Raw genomic sequence first — 18574 nt, forward strand, 5'->3', positions numbered from 1 at the left:
GTGTCGAAAAAGATATGACTTTTTTATCAAAAGATGTGACTTTTTTCGGGGGTTGTCATTGCGAAGCGATTCGGTTTCTTGTCAAAGTTCATGAGCTTCTAGCCATCGATTGTAACTGCTCAATTTGCCAGAAGAAAGGGTTCATACATTTAATTGTCCCGCCCAAACAATTTACCCTACTAAAAGGGTCAGATGCTTTGATGACTTATACCTTTAATACTAAGGTAGCTAAACATCATTTTTGTCGCATTTGTGGTATACATCCTTTTTATCGTCCGCGTTCCCATCCTGATTCAATTGATGTTAATGTTCGTTGTCTAGATGGTAATGCTTTATCGAGATTTACAATTAAGTCCTTTGACGGAGCTAACTGGGAAGAAAATATTAATCAAATTCTCTGAATATTAATTAGTTATTTAGTACTAATTTCGGTCTGATTACTACCTCGATATGATTCTTGATCAAGCAGAAATGATCTTACTTTTAGCGAGTCTATTAGATTATCTGATAGGTGATCCTAGGGAGTGGTTACATCCAGTTCAAGTGATGGGTTGGGTAATTTCTCGCTTAACTAAAAGGGTGATTAAAACTACTCAGAATAAACACTTAACAAGTTTAGCGGGTGTTGCGATCGCACTAATTATAATTATTAGTAGTGGGTTACTCGGTTGGTTAATTCCCTGGGTATTGATTAAAGTCCATCCTAACTTTGGAATGACTAGCCAAATTCTGCTCTTGGCGAGTTGTTTTGCTGCACGTAGTCTAAAGAATGCCGCAGTTGATGTTTTAACCCCTTTAAACAACGGAAATATTGAATTAGCAAGGGAAAAACTCAGCCAATATGTGGGGAGAGATACTGAAGAATTATCCGAACCAGAAATCCTTAGAGCGATTTTAGAAACGGTTACAGAAAATGCGGTTGATGGGGTGATGGCACCGTTATTTTATGCGATCGTTGGTGCATTTATTCCCTTTTGTGGTAGTATTCCTCTCGCTTTAGCTTATAAGGCACTCAGTACGCTTGATTCTATGATTGGCTATAAAAAAGAACCTTTTACGGATATTGGGTGGTTTAGTGCCAAATTTGAAGATTATGTGACTTGGTTGCCTTGTCGTCTCACGGTTTTAACCTTGGCGCTCATTTCGGGGAGGCCAAAACAGGTTTTAGGGATTTGTTGGCGTGATGCACCTCAAGATCCTAGCCCTAATTCGGGTTGGAGTGAATGTATTTATGCTGCGATTTTAGGGGTTCAAGTCGGGGGAATTAATAGGTATAAAGGTACTATCATAGAAAAACCGCTTTTAGGCGATGCGGTTACACCCATTACATCTGAGATCATTGAACAAGCTTTAAGATTAACCCGTATTTGTTTTCTAGTGTGGTTGGGTTTGGGTGTAATGCTACTCTGGTTAGTTTCTTAAAGAATGAGGGTTTGATCAGTTCGCCAGTTGGTTAGTTCGCCAGTGAATGAATTCACGCATCTTAAGCTAAAGTCCATTGAAATGGACTATAATCTTTACGATTAGTCGGTTTTAACCGACTTGAGCTTTAAGACAGGGATTTTAATCCCTGGCAGTATTAATATAGTATCTTCTATAAACCGACTTTAGCTTTAAGACAGGGATTTTAATCCTTGGAAATATTTTTGTACTAATCATAAAAAAAGTATTAGCCCGACTAGAGGATGTTGTGTCTTTTTCCTATTTCAGAGAAAATAGAGCAAAATTAAGTTTTGTAACACGACTTTAAAAAGCGAGGACTAAAAATGTATATCGTTCACATTGCCTCAGAATGTGCGCCTGTGATTAAAGCAGGAGGTTTAGGGGATGTTGTCTATGGTTTGAGTCGAGAACTCGAAATTAGGGGAAATTGCGTCGAACTGATTTTACCGATGTATGATTGTATGCGTTATGACCATATCTGGGGTCTGCATGATGCTTATCGGGATCTAATGGTACCTTGGTATGATGCAACGATTAATTGTTCTGTTTACTGCGGTTGGGTACACGGTAGACTTTGTTTCTTTATTAAACCGAATTCTTGGGATCAGTTTTTTGATCGCGGTTGTTATTATGGATGTTCTGATGATGATTTACGATTTGCTTTTTTCTGTAAAGCGGCCTTAGAATTTTTGCTTAAAAGTAACAAGCGTCCTGATATTCTTCATTGTCATGACTGGCAAACGGGTTTAGTTCCTGTCTTATTGTATGAAATTTATAAACATCATGGAATGTGGAATCAAAGAGTTGTCTATACTATCCACAATTTTAAACATCAAGGGGTTACGGGAAATGAAACCTTAATCGCAACAGGACTTAAGCAATTTTCTTACTATTATAATTATGCTCGTCTGCGGGATAATTTTAATCCTTTTGCGATCAATATGATGAAGGGTGGCATCGTTTATTCTAACTATATCACGACCGTATCGCCTCATCATGCTTGGGAAGCCCGTCACATGGATGTAAGTTATGGGTTAGGTCATACTTTGCATTTACATCAATCTAAGTTTGGTGGTATTCTTAATGGCATTGATTACGGTGTGTGGAATCCTGAAGACGATCGCTATATTCCCCATCCTTTCGGCATAGATTCTTTTGCGGAGAAAGCTAAAAATAAAAAAGCTTTGCGTGAACGTCTTTTATTACAAGATAACGATAAACCGATCGTTTGTTTTATTGGGCGTTTAGATGAACAAAAAGGCGTTGATTTAGTCCATCATGCTATTTATTATTCTTTAAGTAGGGGAGCACAGTTTGTTCTTTTAGGTGCAGCTACAGAAAAACGAATTGATGATCATTTCCGACATGAGAAGAATTTCCTTAATGATAACCCTGACTGTCATTTAGAATTAGGATTTAATGAAGAACTGGCACATTTAATCTATGCGGGTGCTGATATTATTGTTGTACCCAGTAATTTTGAACCCTGCGGACTAACGCAAATGATCGGTTTAAGATATGGTACTGTGCCTGTTGTTCGAGGAGTTGGTGGGTTAGTTAATACGGTGTTTGACTGGGATTATGATCAGAATTTACCACCCGAAAAACGTAACGGTTTTGTTTTCTACCAAATGGGTTATGATGCTCTAGAATCAGCTTTAGGTCGTGCGATCAATTTATATACCCAAACGCCCCAAGTGTTTAAACAGTTAGCATTACAGGGGATGGAGTATGATTATTCTTGGAATCATCCTGGTGAGCAATATGTCGAGTTATATGATTTGATTCGACATAAGTAATTAATTAGTAAATTTGTTAACGTAAGTTGAACATTTAATCTAGTAATCGGAATGTAGATTAAAATCGCCAGAGAATAAATTCTCTGTCTCATAGCCCAAGTCCATTAAAATGGACTGTATCTCTATACGGTGAGTCGGTTTCAACCGACTTTAGCTATTAGACAGGGATTTTAATCCCTGGCTGGCGGTTTGACGGTCTAATGGACTAACTTTGATTAATCCCTAGCTTAATAATAATTTCCGACTTTGCGATGATGAACTGCGGTTAAACCTTCTGGGTTAGAAACACGTCCGTTTGTGACTTTGCCATAAACTAACCAATGATCACTACATTCCATGCGACTTACGACCTCACATTCTAGATAAGCTAGGGCATCGCTGAGAATAGGTGAACCATTAACCGCGCTTTGGGTTTTCACGCCAGCAAAACGATCCTCACCAGGAGAGAACCGCTTAAGGAAGTGTTTCATGAGAGGTTGATAGTTTCCTTCTTCAAGAATATTTAATACAAATGTATCATTTGCGTGTAAGAGGGATTCGATCGCCCGATCTTTTGCTACAGCAACGGTAAACCCAGGGGGATCAAAGCTTGCTTGAGTTACCCAAGAGGCGATCATTGCCCCAGAAACTTCTCCTTTTTTCGCGGTGATGAGATATAAACCACCGCTAATACGTCCTATTGCTTTATCTAAGTCGGTGTCTTGTAATTTCCGTTGTTTGACTTTTTTGTCTTGGGTGAGGGTTTGCCCTAAGTCGGTTCCTGACTCTTCACAAAGTTGATAAACCGCTTCAGTTGGGGTTTCTGATAAACGGATGGGTTTGAAAGCTGGGATCAGACCATTATCGATAAACTTGCGTTGTAGTGGGAAAATGGGTTCATCATCACCCCCAAATGATTCAAACATTCCAATATACTGTTTATCGTGGATTGCTGCGAGAATTGTATTTAGATTCGTGGTAATCTCTTTTTGAGTAGGAGGCATTCCCAGAATAATTCCTTCACTTCTACCGACTAATTCTCGCACTTCTTGGGGATCAGCAGATTTAAGATCCATCATTTCCACAGCAACACCCGTTTTAGTGATCCCTTTGGTGATAGCTTGAGAAAGGCGATCGCTATATCCATAGTCTGACACATAAAACACAGCAACGGTTTTTTCACCTTTACTCTGTTCAGTACTCCAATGGCGATAGCGTCTAAGAAGTTCATTTAGATTATATTTTAGTAAGGGTCCATGACCATTAGCGACTAAATTAATCTCACCTAATGTGTCCATCCGTTTCATTGCTGATAGAACCGAACGCGCATTAGGAGCCATTAAGCACTCATAATAAAAGTAATAATCTTCTTCGATCGCTTTTAGATCTTCATCATATAAGTGATCTGAACAATAGTGCATTCCAAACGCATCACAAGTAAAAAGAATGCCGCTACCGTGATCATAAGAAAATATTGTATCTGGCCAATGTAAGTTAGGGGCGTTAATAAATTCTAAGACATGACCGTTACCGAGGTCGAGGCGATCGCCATTTTTGACGATTTCTCGTTTAAAAGGTTGATGCACAAACCCTTCGAGGAATTGTATGGCTACTTTTGCTGCAACTACGGTAATTTGGGGAGCCAGTTGTAAGATATCTTGAACTAAACCACTATGATCGGGTTCTGTGTGGCTAATAATGAGGTAATCTATCTGTGTTGGGTCGATCAGTCCCGTGAGAGTATCTATATATAATTGGCGGAATTTGGCGTGAGAGGTATCAACAAGGGCTATTTTTTCACCCCGAATCAGGTAAGAATTATAGGTTGTCCCATTTTGTAAACCGAATTCGATATCGAAGCGATCGCGATCCCAATCTAGAGAACGAATGGCTGTAATATCATCTGATAGGTTAGCGGTTTGTATGGTTAGGCGTTTTTCAGTTTTGACAGGTGTTGCGACCATTTACCCCTCTTTGATTACAATTCTTTACTTTTATTGTGACACGGTGGCGAGAAAATGTGCTAAATGAGAAACTTATCGTTAGTCTAAGGTTTTCTTAATAGATAATTGAATTGAGGGCGTGGAAACCATGCCCCTACGAAATAACCCTATTATTGTTATTGTAGGGGTTTGGTCGCCAAACCCTTTATTTTATTTATGTCTAATTCTGAAATTTCACAATCAATTCTTGATACTCTAGACAAACTGCGCCAACTTGTACAAGTGGATGTTCAAGAAAACTGGTATTATTTAGACCAAGATTTATCAATTAAAGATATTAAGCTTGAAAAAGCTAAACCCGTTCAGTTAAATGATAAAAGATATATCATTTGGTCATCGGGTCGTCAAGTCCAATGGTTAATTCAAAAAATTAAATTTTCATCTAGTTTAAAAGAATATCCTTTAATACATCTAACAGCAAGATTAGTTTTAACTTGGTGGGCTGAGGATGCCAAAATTTATATCAATGGAAAATTAGTTCAAGAAGGAGATTTATTTGATTCAACGACTCGACGACTTTTAACAACTGATGTTATTCCACAACGAGAAATAATTATCGCATTGCGTTTAGTAAGTCCAGGTCATGATATCGGGGCGTTAATGCGTTCTGTATTGATTTTTGAAAAACCTGATTTTATTGATCCAGCTTTTGTAGCTGATGAGTTAACTGTTTTATATAATTATCTTCAAGCTTTTGAACCTGAAAAATTAGATATTTTAGCCAATACATTAAATCAAATCAGTTGGAATATTGTTTCAGATCAAGAGAAATTTAATCAAAATTTATTAGAAATTAGAGAACAATTACAACCATTAGCTTCTTCTATTAAAAAAAGACAATTCCATCTTTTAGGTCACGCACATTTAGATTTAGCGTGGTTATGGCCAATTCAAGAAACTTGGGAAGTTGCACAAAAAACATTTAATTCTGTTTTAAAGTTACAAAAATATTTCAGTGAGCTTAAATTTGGACAATCTAGCCCTGTTTTATATGAATGGATAGAAAATAATCGTTTTGAGCTATTTACACAGATTCAAGAAGCATATAAAGCTAAATCGTGGGAACTTTTGGGCGGGATGTGGGTAGAACCTGAAGTTAATTTAATTTCGGGAGAATCATTAATACGTCAATTACTTTATGGTCAAAATTATTTTAAAGAAAAATTTGGCACAATTACAAAAGTTGCTTGGCTACCTGATACATTTGGTTTTCCTTGGCAACTTCCCCAGATTTTTAAACAAGCAGGTATCGAGTATTTTGTTACTGGGAAACTTCATTGGAATGATACGACAAAATTTCCTCATGGTGTGTTTTGGTGGAAGTCTCCTGATGGTACACAATTATTATCTTTGATGTCTCCTCCGAATGTCGCCGGAGTGATGGATACTAACCCAATTATTATGATGAATTATGCTATTAGTTGGGAACAACAAACGGGTTTAAAAGATGCGTTTTGGTTACCTGGTGTCGGTGATCATGGTGGTGGCCCAACACGTGATATGTTAGAAGTACAACAAAGATGGCAAAACTCACCTTTTTTCCCTCAAATTAGTTTTACGACAGCACAAGAATATTTAGACAATTTACCTCAAGAAAACTTACCCGTTTGGAATGATGAATTATATTTAGAATTCCATCGCGGATGTTATACAACTCATGGTGATCAAAAATATTATAATCGTTATTGTGAAAAATTATTATATCAAGCTGAATTATGGTCTAGTTTAGCGAGTATTCATTTAGAATTACCTTATCCTAAAACGGCTTTAACTGATGCTTGGAAGAAAGTTTTATTAAACCAGTTTCATGATATTTTACCCGGTACTTCTATTCCTAAAGTATTTGAGGATGCGAATAGAGAATGGTGCAAAGTTATCGAAACAGGAGAAGCAATATTAGATATTTCTTTACAATTTATAGCATCTCGAATTATTCTTCCTATTCCTCCTCATTCTGAAGCAATACCAATTATTATTTTTAACTCTTTAAATTGGACAAGATCAGAAGTTGTTAGTATTATAATGAATTCGTTGGTAAACTGGGATATTTATGATGTAGAATTAAATCAAGTTTATAGTCAAATAACATCAGAAAACAAATTGCTATTTTTGGCTAAAGATATTCCATCTGTAGGGTATCGCTTATTTTGGTTAAGTCCTACTGAAAGAGTTAAACCAGAAATAAAAACAACATCAGAATTTATTCTTGAAAATGATTATATTAAAGTAATTATTAATCATGAAAGTGGAGATTTAGAAAGTATTTTTGATAAAGTACAGCAAAAAGAAATATTAAATGGTGCAGGAAATCAATTACAAGCTTTTCAAGATAAAGATCAATATTGGGATGCGTGGAATATTGCTCCAAATTATCAAGATTTTCCTTTACAACCAAGTAAATTAAAATCAATTGAGTATTTAGATTATGGTTTGATACAATCTCGAATTAGAGTGATTAGAATTATTGGTAATTCAGAGTTTATTCAAGATTACATTTTACGAATAAATTCATCAATTTTACAAATAAAAACTACTGTCAATTGGCAAGAAGAAAATATTTTAGTTAAAGTAGCTTTTCCATTAAAACTAGAAAGTGATGTTGTTACTTATGAAATTGCTTGCGGTGCAATTGAACGTTTAACCTGTCCTCAAACTGAAGCAGAAAAAGCAAAATGGGAAGTTTACGGACATCGTTGGATTGATTTAACAGATGTTAATCAAAATTACGGAGTTAGTCTATTAAATGATTGTAAATATGGCTTTGATTGCCAAATGAATCAAATTAGATTAACCTTATTAAGAGGGACAAAATGGCCTGATATTAATGCAGATAAAAGAATTCATTCTTTTACTTATGCAATTTATCCTCATTCGGGAAATTGGCAAGAAGCAAAAACGGTTCATCGAGGTTATGAGTTAAATATTCCTCTAAAAGTTATTTTTCAAAAACAATTTAATAATACTTGTCTATCTCCTGTTAGTTCTTGGTTAAATATTGGTTCAGATAGTTTAATTTTGATAGCTTTAAAACAATTTGAAAATGATGTAACTAAATGGATTATGAGATGTTATGAATCTGAAGGTAAAATAGCATATTTAGATATAGCTAGTGAGATTGGGCTAACTTTATCATCTCCTGTTAATCTTTTGGAAGAAGATATTGTTTTAGATGAATTAACGGTTAAACCTTGGCAAATAGTGAGTTATAAAATACAAAAATGAAAATACAAGTTAAAGTCAAACCCAACTCGAAACTACAAAAAATTGAAGAAACAACATATGGAAGCTTAGTTATATATTTAAAATCGCCTTCCGTTGATGAAAAAGCGAATCAAGAATTAATTCAAGTTTTGGCGCAAAAATACAAAGTTGCTAAATTCAAAATTATGATTAAGTCGGGAACAACTTCTAAAATTAAGCTAGTAGAAATTCAGATTGCCGGATAAACTATCATTACTAAATTAACGTTCCAATTATGGTGGGGATGTTTTTAGAAATAATCCATTAATCTTGGTAGCCAGTTCAATATCCATTGCTGTTATACCACCTGCATCATGAGTCACTAAATCAATAGTGACACGATTGTAAACGTTAGACCATTCAGGATGATGTCCCATCGATTCTGCTACTAACGCTACACTCGACATAAAACCGAAAGCTTCAACAAAAGAGTTGAATTGTAACTCACGGTGAAGCTTATCATCTTTAATTTTCCAACCCTCTAGTTTAGTCAAAGCGAGATCGATTTCAGTTGAATTAAGCGGTGTTAAAATATTGCTCATTTGTTTTAATAAAGTTAATGAATTAGGCGATCGCATCTCGAATTTGAGTGTTACTATACCAGCTATACAGCCCATCCAAAACAGGTTTAATATTTAACTCCTCTCGCCATTCTTCAAGAGGTCGTTCTAATTCTTCTTCCCACTTGATGGGAAATAATGGTTTTGCGGCCTGCCCCATTTCGATTCCTTTGGAGATTAATTCAAAGCTGTACCTCATTGTTCTGCCCTTTTGTGCGGGTTCTAAGTCTTCTCGATACAATTGCTCGGCTGTTAAAAAGTTCAATAATAGAGATGTCGTATCCAAAAAAAGAAAGGTTGGAAAAGCTATTTGAGCAGCAGTTACAGAAATTACCCCCAATTCGCCCAAGTTATCTAAGCTGAATCCAGTGAGGATGTGGTGGAGATCATGAGTTTTATACACTCTAAAGGTGATGTACTCAGCATCGCTGTTAAAACTAGAGGGGGTTCGGTAAAATCCAGGATCATATCCCAATGCGCTGAGAACTTTTGCATAAGTCCAACCGAGAGAGTATTGAGGCATATTTAACATCGTCTCTAGGTCATATGGTTGCCCCATATATCTTTCTTTTACTATCGCTGCGGAAGCTGGGTTCTGTAACACAGTTTGAGTACATAACTGCATCTGACGACTGTTATTCAATCGTTCACTGAGATCAAAAACATTATTAGTATCTTTGCCTGCGCCTGCTGCTAAATCAACTAATTCTAAAAATGTGTTTAGTTTTTCTGGCGTAATTAAACTATTAATATAGCGTAATCCCATATCCCAATTGCTCCTATTGTCAATAATTTTTCTAACGTAATTTAGCCCAATTAATTTATACTTATAGCAATAAATAATTGCTTTAAATATTTAATCATTGTCCATGATATATAAGGCAAATTAAAAAAATATTAAGAATTATTAGATAATTTACCTAGGGGTTTGCTTGATAAATTTAGCATATTTTTATAATATTTTTGCCACCTCTGTAACAATTTTTTATAGTTATGATAAACTGTTCCAAGTTATTTTTTTTAAATTAAAATTGTCTATTCTCTATCAAGAAATTATACAATAAAGGCAAGCTTCATTCTGCTCGTGTCATCGCCTATGGCTGCTAAAACTGCAAAAGAATCGATATTAACTTTAACAAATGTGGGTAAAGCTTATGAACAACCTAACCGAGAACCAATTAGTATTATAGAAAGCATAAATTTGGAACTTCGTCAAGGTGAAATTGTTGCTTTATTGGGGCCTTCTGGTTCAGGAAAATCAACTTTAATGCGAATGATGGCGGGTTTAATTTCTCCATCCAAAGGGAAAATTTTGTATCATGGAATACCTTGAGTGGGGCTAAATCCAGGTGTTGCGATCGTTTTTCAAAGTTTCGCTTTGTATCCTTGGTTAACAGTACAGGAAAATGTAGAATTAGGTCTAAAAGCAAAAGGAATTTTACCCGATATTAGAGAACAAAAAGCGATTGAAATGATCGATATTATTGGGTTAGATGGGTTTGAAAATGCTTATCCGAAAGAATTATCAGGAGGGATGCGTCAACGAGTCGGTTTTGCAAGGGCGTTAGCGGTTGAACCAGAATTATTATGTATGGATGAACCCTTCTCAGCATTAGATGTTTTAACCGCAGAAAACCTCAGAATTGAATTATTAGATTTGTGGCTAGAAAATCGCATACCTACTAAATTTATTTTAATTGTAACTCATGGTATTGAAGAAGCCGTTATTCTAGCAGATAGAATTATTGTTTTAGGGCGAAATCCTGGACGAATTAGGGCTGATTTTTCGGTGACTTTACCCCATTATCGAGATCGTAAGAGTTTGAATTTTCAAGCTATTGTAGATCAAGTTTATACAATTATGACTAATCCTGATTTAGAAATTCATGAATCACCCGAAAAAAGCAATACTACAACCAATACAGCGAAAAAATATTAGTCTTTACCATCGGTTCGCATTGGTTCTATTGCTGGCTTTTTGGAATTATTAGAAAACCGTCAAAATCAAGATTTATATCGTTTAGGACAAGAATTGCAGTTAGAGGTTGATGATATTTTACCAATTGTTGAAGCCGCTAAATTGATGGATTTGATTGATTTACAACAAGGGGATATTTATTTAAAACCTATTGCTTTTCAGTTTATTGAAGGAAATATTGACGAACGTAAAGAAATTATACGAACTCAGTTAATGAATCATATTCGCTTAGTTCAACAAATTTTTAATTTATTACAAGCAAAACAAAATCAACGCATTCCCGAAGAATTAATTTTAGATATTCTCCAAAATCATTTTAGTCCAAATGAAGCCCAAAGACAACTTAATACAGCGATTGACTGGGCGCGTTATGGAGAGTTATTCAGTTATGATGAACCTTCGGTTTTAGTTTTTATCAGTCTTTGATGAGTATTCCTAAAGAATTAATTGAAGCAGCGAGAACTTATCATCTTAATTTTTGGCAACAGTTTTGGACAGTAGAATTACCTTCTGGTGTAATTGGTTTAATCTGGAATAGTGTGATGTCAGTCGCGGGGGGTTGGTTTTTCTTAATTGCCATAGAATCATTTACTTTAGGCGAAAAAGATTTTACATTACTTGGTTTGGGGTCATTTTTAGCTACAGCAGCAAGTGAAGGTAATTTTCCCGCTATTTTGTGGGGTTTGTTGGTTTTAATTGGTATTATTATTATGATTGATTTTCTGATTTGGCGACCGTTGATTGCTTGGTCAGAAAAGTTTAAATTTGAAACGGTAGATGCTCAAAATGTACCTGAGTCTGTGATTTTAGATTTTATCCGACGTTCACCGACTTTAAGATTAATTAGCGATCGTATTCTAAAGCCTTTTGCTCAAAATGTCGATCAAAGCTTAGTTAGTTTACTCGCTACTAATACTAAATCATTTTCTGTACGCCATCAATCTAATTTTGGAAAATGGTTAGAACGCATTTTTATCAGTGGTTTTGCGTTTATTGTTTTGTGGGGAACTTGGGAAGCTGTTTTATTATTAAGAACCCTTGGTTTTGAAAGTTGGAAAGAAATCATTACAGGGGCGATTTTTACGGCAATACGAGTTATTATTGCTTTGATTTTATCCTTATTATGGACAGTGCCAGTGGGTGTAGCGATTGGGAAAAATCCACATTTAGCGAGGATTCTACAGCCTATTGTTCAAATTGCGGCATCTGTTCCCGCTACGGCTTTGTTTCCCGTGTTATTACTCTATTTAGCTAAAATGGGCGGCGGTTTACAAATCGGTTCAGTCGCGCTGATGATGTTGGGTACTATGTGGTACATTTTATTTAATGTGATTGCTGGGGCGCAGTCGATACCTTCTGATTTATTTGAAGCGGCTAAGGTTTATCGTCTTTCTTTAATTCAACGTTGGAAAACGGTTATTTTACCCAGAATTTTTCCTTATTTAATTACAGGAATCATTACCGCAGTGGGTGGGGCGTGGAATGCGAGTATTGTGAGTGAATATGTCCATTTTCAAAGGAAAACTTTAACGACGACTGGTTTAGGTTCTACGATTTCTGAGGCAACTGCACAGGGAAATTATGCTTTACTTTTAGCCGCTACCTCCGTGATGTCTTTATTAGTAGTTTTTACTAATCGTTTTGTCTGGCGTAGGTTATACAAATTAGCACAAGATAAATATCGGTTGTTGTAGGGGCTTGGTGTTGATGACCAAACCCCCTTTTTTGGATTATGCAATACTAAAATCAGCACTCTTTAGAGCTAAATTAGTAGCCAGAGTTGCAAACTGAGTCGCGGCTGTTCCATCCAAACCATCAGCATCAAAGAATAAACCGCCAGTTGTTGAATTATAAATCAAGCGCTGGTCTGCTGTGGTTGCAGATAAACCGATGATGAACTGATTTGCTGCAAGTGTACCAATAACTAAATCACTACCAAAACCCGAAGCAGATAGAACAATTGTATCATCGACGACTCGGAAATCGGTGATGGTATCGATGCCTTCAGTTGGGGTATTAAAGACAAATTGGTCTAAATTACGACCGCCTGTCAGGGTATCAAAACCTACACTACCTACTAAAATATCATTACCATTACCGCCACTAAGAATATCATCCCCTCCGTTTCCAGTAATGGTATTGTTGTTGCTATTTCCTGTGATGCTATTATTATCGTCGTTTCCTGAACCATCAATGGGGTTTGAATCCGTGAGGAAAAGGGTTTCTACGTTAGCGCTTAGAGTATAACTAAAATTCGCTCTTACGGTATCTAGTCCTTCGTCAGGGGCTTCGTTAATAACATCGCCAAGGCTATCGACATAGTAAATATCATTACCAGCAAAGCCATTGAGGGTATCATCACCTGCACCACCATTAAGGATATCATTACCCGCAGTGCCATTTAAGATATCATTGCCATCAGTGCCGTCATCATTGAGGATGGTTCCTGTAATGGGTGTTGCTGTACTAATCGTGTACCCTGTGCCATTGGCGAGTGTAATTTCGACGGTTTCTTCAGGTTCAGGAGTAAAATATATATCACCAATTGGGTCAATTGTCAAGAGGACTGTACTCGAATTAGCCGCAAAGACGATCGTACCACCGGTATTATTAATGCTATTGGCGCCTTTTTGTGTATAATCGATCGCACGTACAGCAGTACCACCCAAAGTAAAATTAACCGTCAGTGGGTTAGTTGTATCACCAGTACGGGTAAAGGTATATAGAAAATTTAGAGAACCGTTTTCTGTAACAGCATTGGGATTAACTTCAAGAGTTATACTCGGTAGTAAGACATCATCGTTGGTAATTGTCCCTGTCACCGTTTCTACGGTATCAATGATGTAATTTGCATCACTAGCTAAAGTAATGCCGATGGTTTCATCGCTTTCTAGGGTTACATCAGTCGTGGGGTCTATAATAAGGGTGGCTGTTGCAGAATCTGGGGCAAAGGTAATTATTCCGTTAGTTCCTGTTATACTTGCACCAGTTTGAGTGTAATCATCATCAAGGATGGCATCACCACTGAGAGTAAAATAAGTAGTTAAAGAATTCGTGAGATTACCACTTCGCGTAAAGGTATAAACTAGATTTTCGGTGCCATCTTCATTAACACCACTATTTGGCTCAATTGTCAAGGTAATATTAGGTAAGAAATCATCATCAACAATGTTTAAAGTTGCTGTTGATAGGCTACCTAGAGTTGCGCCACCTGTTGGGCTAGATAGCGTTAGGTTAAGGGTTTCGTCACCTTCGATGCTTATGTCGTTATTGATGGGAATAGTTACGGTTTTACTGTTTTCCCCATCGGCAAAATCTACGGTAATTGGGCTACCATCATAATCATCCGATGCTGTAGCAGTACCGCCAGATGATGTAAGAATAACACTAATTGCACCGACGGTTCCCTGTTGACGTGTAATGGTGATGGTTGCGTTGCTGCTTTCGGGTGTACTAAAAATAGCTTGAGAAAATGATAGGACACCAGATGGGTTTTGTGTTTCGATGAACGCGCTAGAATTGAGGTCGAGTCCGGTTACGCCTTCGATAATGGCAATGAGTTCATCGGGTTCACTTCCGGGTTTGTCGAGATAAACGGCGGTTCCTGTGATGCCACTAATGGGAGAAGTACTCAGAAAATAGTCACTTTTTGGTCCAGTTAGTTGAATAAAGTCTTTATTGGCTTTAAAATCGACTATCAGAGCATAGTCGGATGTTCCTACGGTGGTGGTATTTTGGTCATCATAAAATATAGTAGCTACATTCCCAAGAATGAAAATATCGCTACCATTACCGCCATTGAGAGTGTCAATTTCTCCAAAACCGGGATTTACGGCGTTTTGAGCCACACCAATAAGGGTATCATTACCCCCGGCTGCGTTTAAATTGTCATTTCTAAGACCGCCGACTAAGGTATCGTTGCCATCCCCTGTAATAATGTTATCGTTGGCTGCTGTTCCCATAATCGAAAAGCGCTCGATGTTAGAAAAATTAACTGAGTCGAAATTGTTAACATTATTACTGTAATAGGCAGTGTAAGAACCGTTAAAGCCTCCTGTTCCATTGCTACTGATACTACTGGTAATGCCACTCTGAGGAGAAGAGCCAGTATAGTTGTTATTAGAGTAATCAACAATTAATAAATCGTTTCCAGCTTCTCCATTAACGGTATCTTTTCCTAAACCTCCATTAATCGTATCACTGCCACCGCCCGTACTTAAATTGTTATTGGTGCGTTGCGTGTAGCTAATGCTGTCATTACCACTACCTGTCATCAGGTTAGTGAATAATTCGATATTTGATACACTGGTTCCATTTGCAAGAATAATCGGAGCATAGGTACTTCCGCTATCATTAAAGCTTAAGGCAGTGGTCGCACTACTAAAGTTCCCATCAACTAAGGTATCTGTTCCAGAACCTCCATCAATAATATTTATGCCGCTTCCTGCCGTAATCGTATCATTACCAAAGCCGCCATTAATATTATCATTTCCCCCAGCCGCGTTAATACTATCACTACCTGCACCCCCATTGATGGTATCATTACCATCCCCTGTGTTAATGCGATCGCTGACTTTTGTACCTGTAATTTGAAAGCGCTCGATGTTGGTAAAGCTAATTGAGTCGAGGTTAAGATTAGTGTTGTAGTAAGCGAAAACATAACCAGTTACTCCGTTGACACCGCTACTAAAAATGGAGATGGTAAGTCCCGCTTGAGGAGCACTTCCAGTATAGTTGTTACTTGAATAATCAACAATTAATAGGTCGTTTCCAGTTCCTCCACTGATGGTGTCTCTTCCTAAACCTCCGTTAATCGTATCATTACCATTACTGGTATTAATGTTATTATTATTCCGTAGCTTGTAGCTAATACTATCATTGCCATCTCCTGTCGTCAGGTTGGTAAAAAATTCAATATTTGAGACACGAGTTCCATCTGAAAGATTAATCGGAGCATTGGTACTGCTATCATTAAATCTTAAAGCATTCGTGGCATTCTTAAAGTTCCCATCAACTAAAGTATCAATTCCAGCGCCACCATCAATGATATTAATGCCTGTTCCCCCAAGGATGGTATCATTCCCATCACCACCATTGATACGATCGTCTCCTCCAGCAGCATTCAAGTTATCGTTACCTAAGCCCCCAATAATGGTATCATTGCCATCCCCTGTACTAATGCTGTCACTAGCTGCTGTACCTGTAATTTGAAACCGCTCAATATTGGTGAAGTTTATTAAGTTCTGAGTATTACCGTTAGACGCTTGGTAATAACCGTTGTATGTTTTTGTCCCACTGCTATAAATAGAAGTGTTGATGCCTGATGGCGGGGTGACTCCTGTGTAGTTAATACTGGAGTAGTCTACAATTAATAGATCATTTCCTGATCCTCCATCAACGGTGTCAACTCCTAGTTTAGGGAGAAGGGTGTCATTACCCCCTAAACCTTGGATTAAATCATCTCCATTGGTTCCAGTCAGTAAGTTATCGAGATTATCACCCGGAAAAGTTGGCATTTTTTTGCTCCTAGTTTAATTTAGTTAATTTAAGTTTTTACAAATGTAGTTGTTCTGAGTTTTTACTTTGGCTACGAAACGGTCATGTAATCAATATATTCGTTGGCGTTTAATTTGTCGTGAGTCTAAGGTCACAAAAAAGTCATCTTTTTGCTTTAGGTCAAACAAGGCTATATTTTTAATCAATGCTTCATCATAACAAACCCTTTAAAATATACAAGTTTGTTTGAATTTTTTATCGAGATGACTTTGTTAATTGTCTAAAAGCTATATTTTGCTTAAACTATTTATTCTATTGATAATTTTTCTATAAAAAAAGATTAAAAAATCTTATGATAGATTTAGGGGTAAGATCACTTGAGAAGGTTTTCCCCCTTGACTGCTTATTTTTAATGTGATAATTTTGGCTTCGATTAATCTTTCTTCATCTGGACTTTTTCCTGTTCCTGTATTGACTGGATAAGCTGGAAAACAAGCCCCACTTAAACTTAATCTAATACAGTGATTTTTAAATATCTTAATACAAGTAAATTGGAGAGGTATTTTTATCGGTAAAGTTCGATAATTTGAATTTATTCTAATATATCCTTGAGTAAAATTATATATTTTTCCATCTGGATAAACTTCTGATAAAATAGCACATAAATCGAAACTTGGTGTATCCGCTATACAATAACAATCGACCACAATTTGTCCTAAAATTTGTAAATCAGCTTTTAAGGGTTCAGTTGTATACTTTAAAATATCACTTCTACTATCAAGATGTGATCGCTCAAATGCCCCTCCTGGATACATAGTATGACCTCCTAAAGCAGGAAACGGTCGCCAAGGATCATGTACAATAATATCTTCTATTGTTGTGTTAGGTAAATTTATTTCTGTTAACTTTCCATCATCTTCTCTAATACTTGCTAATCCTTTACTTGATAAATAATAAGTTTTTGTTGGTGTTTTAGGTAACCCATTTAAATTAATCCATTGATGACTACCCATTTCAAAAAGTAGTACTGGAGCTTGTTCTAATAACTGATCATCTTTTTCTTTTAAAAAATGATCAAACCAGTTAATTTGCAGTTGATCAATTGAACTAATAGCATTTTTACCATAATTGATCGCACCAATTTTTTGCCCCCAAGGTATATGAGTCCAAGGAGCAATTATTAACTGTTGTCTATAATGGGATTGTTGAGCCATTTCTTGATATAAATTTATCGTTCCTCTTAAATATGGATCAAACCATCCACCAATATGCAACATCGGAATATCTAGCTCTTGAATTAAATATTTGGGTGAGAGTTTTTTCCAGTATTCATCAGATGACGATCTCGTGAGCCAATCGTGATAAAATGAATCTAGAGCAAGTTCTTTTAGAATATTAGGATACGCGGGAATAAGCTCAGATAGGGGTAAATTTCGAGAAGCTTTATACAGTTTTTGAAAGGCAATTTCATCCCCTTTTAACCGCGATGTTTCTGCTGCTAATTGAATCGCCCATCCTAAATTCGCCTGTAAACAAAATGCGTCATTCTCATACGCCCAATCTGTATATAAATCATAAGCAATCATTGAGGGGCAAATTGTTTTTAAAGCTGGATGTTGATGAATTGCTGTATAAAGTTGTGTCATTCCTTGATAGGAAAAACCATACATACCAACTTTTGTCTTACTTCCAAAAAGTTCACTAACCCAGTTTAGAGTATCCAGTCCATCCTCTATTTCATGCTCAAATAATCTAAATTCTCCCTGAGAGGTTCCTCGTCCTCGCACATCTTGAATAACGACGGTATATCCCTGTGACGCATACCACATCGGATGAGCATAAACCACAGTAGATGCGATCGCACGTCCGTAAGGTTGTCTCATTAATAATACGGGAAATTTCTCGGCACTCTCAGGACTATAAATATCTGCATCGAGTCTCAACCCATCACGGGTGTACATTGATGTTGTCTCTTTTCGGACTGAATACATACTCAGATGGTTTTAGTTCTCTGACAAGCTACCTATATGCACAATCCTTTCCCATTATGTTTAATTTATCATGTCAAGTCTTTTT

Annotated in this window: 12 protein-coding genes and 1 pseudogene; 8 read left to right on the forward strand and 5 right to left on the reverse strand. The window is 36.6% G+C overall.

Features of this window, described 5'->3' with window-relative positions:
• Positions 1–14 precede the first annotated feature (14 nt).
• The 3 genes from C7H19_RS04335 to glgA all read left to right on the forward strand — a co-directional run bounded on the left by C7H19_RS04335 (position 15) and on the right by glgA (position 3242).
• The gene (locus tag C7H19_RS04335) at positions 15–401 is read left to right on the forward strand and encodes a GFA family protein (protein WP_106455660.1); all 387 of its coding nucleotides are present in this window, start codon (positions 15–17) and stop codon (positions 399–401) included.
• A 49-nt stretch (positions 402–450) separates the two neighbouring features.
• The gene (gene cbiB / locus C7H19_RS04340) at positions 451–1422 is read left to right on the forward strand and encodes an adenosylcobinamide-phosphate synthase CbiB (protein WP_106455661.1); all 972 of its coding nucleotides are present in this window, start codon (positions 451–453) and stop codon (positions 1420–1422) included.
• A gap of 344 nt (positions 1423–1766) precedes the next feature.
• The gene (glgA, locus tag C7H19_RS04345) at positions 1767–3242 is read left to right on the forward strand and encodes a glycogen synthase GlgA (RefSeq protein ID WP_106455662.1); all 1476 of its coding nucleotides are present in this window, start codon (positions 1767–1769) and stop codon (positions 3240–3242) included.
• A 227-nt stretch (positions 3243–3469) separates the two neighbouring features.
• Here the strand turns inward: glgA and C7H19_RS04350 are convergent, their stop codons facing one another.
• Complete coding sequence (locus C7H19_RS04350) at positions 3470–5185, reverse strand: diflavin flavoprotein (RefSeq protein ID WP_106455663.1); 1716 nt, start codon at positions 5183–5185, stop codon at positions 3470–3472.
• Positions 5186–5380: 195 nt separating this feature from the next.
• Between C7H19_RS04350 and C7H19_RS04355 the strand changes: the two genes are divergently transcribed.
• Both C7H19_RS04355 and C7H19_RS04360 read left to right on the forward strand, forming a co-directional pair.
• The gene (locus tag C7H19_RS04355; protein ID WP_106455664.1) at positions 5381–8446 is read left to right on the forward strand and encodes an alpha-mannosidase; all 3066 of its coding nucleotides are present in this window, start codon (positions 5381–5383) and stop codon (positions 8444–8446) included.
• On the forward strand, positions 8443–8670 hold the full coding sequence (locus C7H19_RS04360) for a DUF167 domain-containing protein (RefSeq protein ID WP_106455665.1): 228 nt from the start codon (positions 8443–8445) through the stop codon (positions 8668–8670). Before C7H19_RS04355 ends, C7H19_RS04360 begins: the two co-directional genes overlap by 4 nt.
• Before the next feature lie 27 nt (positions 8671–8697).
• Here the strand turns inward: C7H19_RS04360 and C7H19_RS04365 are convergent, their stop codons facing one another.
• Positions 8698–9081, reverse strand: coding sequence for a 4a-hydroxytetrahydrobiopterin dehydratase (locus C7H19_RS04365; protein ID WP_219907577.1), 384 nt, complete (start codon positions 9079–9081; stop codon positions 8698–8700).
• Complete coding sequence (locus C7H19_RS04370) at positions 9029–9790, reverse strand: Coq4 family protein (RefSeq protein WP_106455666.1); 762 nt, start codon at positions 9788–9790, stop codon at positions 9029–9031. Before C7H19_RS04370 ends, C7H19_RS04365 begins: the two co-directional genes overlap by 53 nt.
• A 330-nt stretch (positions 9791–10120) precedes the next feature.
• Here C7H19_RS04370 and C7H19_RS26190 point away from each other — a divergent pair.
• The 3 genes and pseudogenes from C7H19_RS26190 to C7H19_RS04380 all read left to right on the forward strand — a co-directional run bounded on the left by C7H19_RS26190 (position 10121) and on the right by C7H19_RS04380 (position 12696).
• Positions 10121–10963, forward strand: a pseudogene (locus C7H19_RS26190) (ABC transporter ATP-binding protein).
• Between the two features lie 39 nt (positions 10964–11002).
• On the forward strand, positions 11003–11428 hold the full coding sequence (locus C7H19_RS26195) for an AAA-associated domain-containing protein (RefSeq protein ID WP_219907580.1): 426 nt from the start codon (positions 11003–11005) through the stop codon (positions 11426–11428).
• Positions 11428–12696, forward strand: a complete 1269-nt coding sequence (locus C7H19_RS04380; protein WP_106455667.1) for an ABC transporter permease subunit — start codon at positions 11428–11430, stop codon at positions 12694–12696. The genes C7H19_RS26195 and C7H19_RS04380 overlap by 1 nt, the downstream gene beginning before the upstream one ends.
• A 36-nt stretch (positions 12697–12732) precedes the next feature.
• Here C7H19_RS04380 and C7H19_RS04385 read toward each other — a convergent pair whose 3' ends face one another.
• Complete coding sequence (locus C7H19_RS04385; RefSeq protein WP_106455668.1) at positions 12733–16518, reverse strand: beta strand repeat-containing protein; 3786 nt, start codon at positions 16516–16518, stop codon at positions 12733–12735.
• 330 nt (positions 16519–16848) lie between these two features.
• Complete coding sequence (locus tag C7H19_RS04390) at positions 16849–18489, reverse strand: CocE/NonD family hydrolase (RefSeq protein WP_106455669.1); 1641 nt, start codon at positions 18487–18489, stop codon at positions 16849–16851.
• Positions 18490–18574 lie beyond the last annotated feature (85 nt).

It is taken from the genome of Aphanothece hegewaldii CCALA 016 (assembly GCF_003007785.1).
Taxonomy (GTDB): Bacteria; Cyanobacteriota; Cyanobacteriia; order Cyanobacteriales; family Microcystaceae; genus Chroococcus; species Chroococcus hegewaldii.

Excerpts from the sequence above, each read along its gene's own strand:
- C7H19_RS04350 (WP_106455663.1), bottom strand. The coding sequence starts at position 5,185 with ATGGTCGCAACACCTGTCAAAACTGAAAAACGCCTAACCATACAAACC.
- cbiB (WP_106455661.1), top strand. The coding sequence starts at position 451 with ATGATTCTTGATCAAGCAGAAATGATCTTACTTTTAGCGAGTCTATTA.
- C7H19_RS04355 (WP_106455664.1), top strand. The coding sequence starts at position 5,381 with ATGTCTAATTCTGAAATTTCACAATCAATTCTTGATACTCTAGACAAA.
- C7H19_RS04370 (WP_106455666.1), bottom strand. The coding sequence starts at position 9,790 with ATGGGATTACGCTATATTAATAGTTTAATTACGCCAGAAAAACTAAAC.
- C7H19_RS04365 (WP_219907577.1), bottom strand. The coding sequence starts at position 9,081 with ATGGGCTGTATAGCTGGTATAGTAACACTCAAATTCGAGATGCGATCG.
- C7H19_RS04385 (WP_106455668.1), bottom strand. The coding sequence starts at position 16,518 with ATGCCAACTTTTCCGGGTGATAATCTCGATAACTTACTGACTGGAACC.
- C7H19_RS04380 (WP_106455667.1), top strand. The coding sequence starts at position 11,428 with ATGAGTATTCCTAAAGAATTAATTGAAGCAGCGAGAACTTATCATCTT.
- C7H19_RS04335 (WP_106455660.1), top strand. The coding sequence starts at position 15 with ATGACTTTTTTATCAAAAGATGTGACTTTTTTCGGGGGTTGTCATTGC.
- glgA (WP_106455662.1), top strand. The coding sequence starts at position 1,767 with ATGTATATCGTTCACATTGCCTCAGAATGTGCGCCTGTGATTAAAGCA.
- C7H19_RS04360 (WP_106455665.1), top strand. The coding sequence starts at position 8,443 with ATGAAAATACAAGTTAAAGTCAAACCCAACTCGAAACTACAAAAAATT.
- C7H19_RS04390 (WP_106455669.1), bottom strand. The coding sequence starts at position 18,489 with ATGTATTCAGTCCGAAAAGAGACAACATCAATGTACACCCGTGATGGG.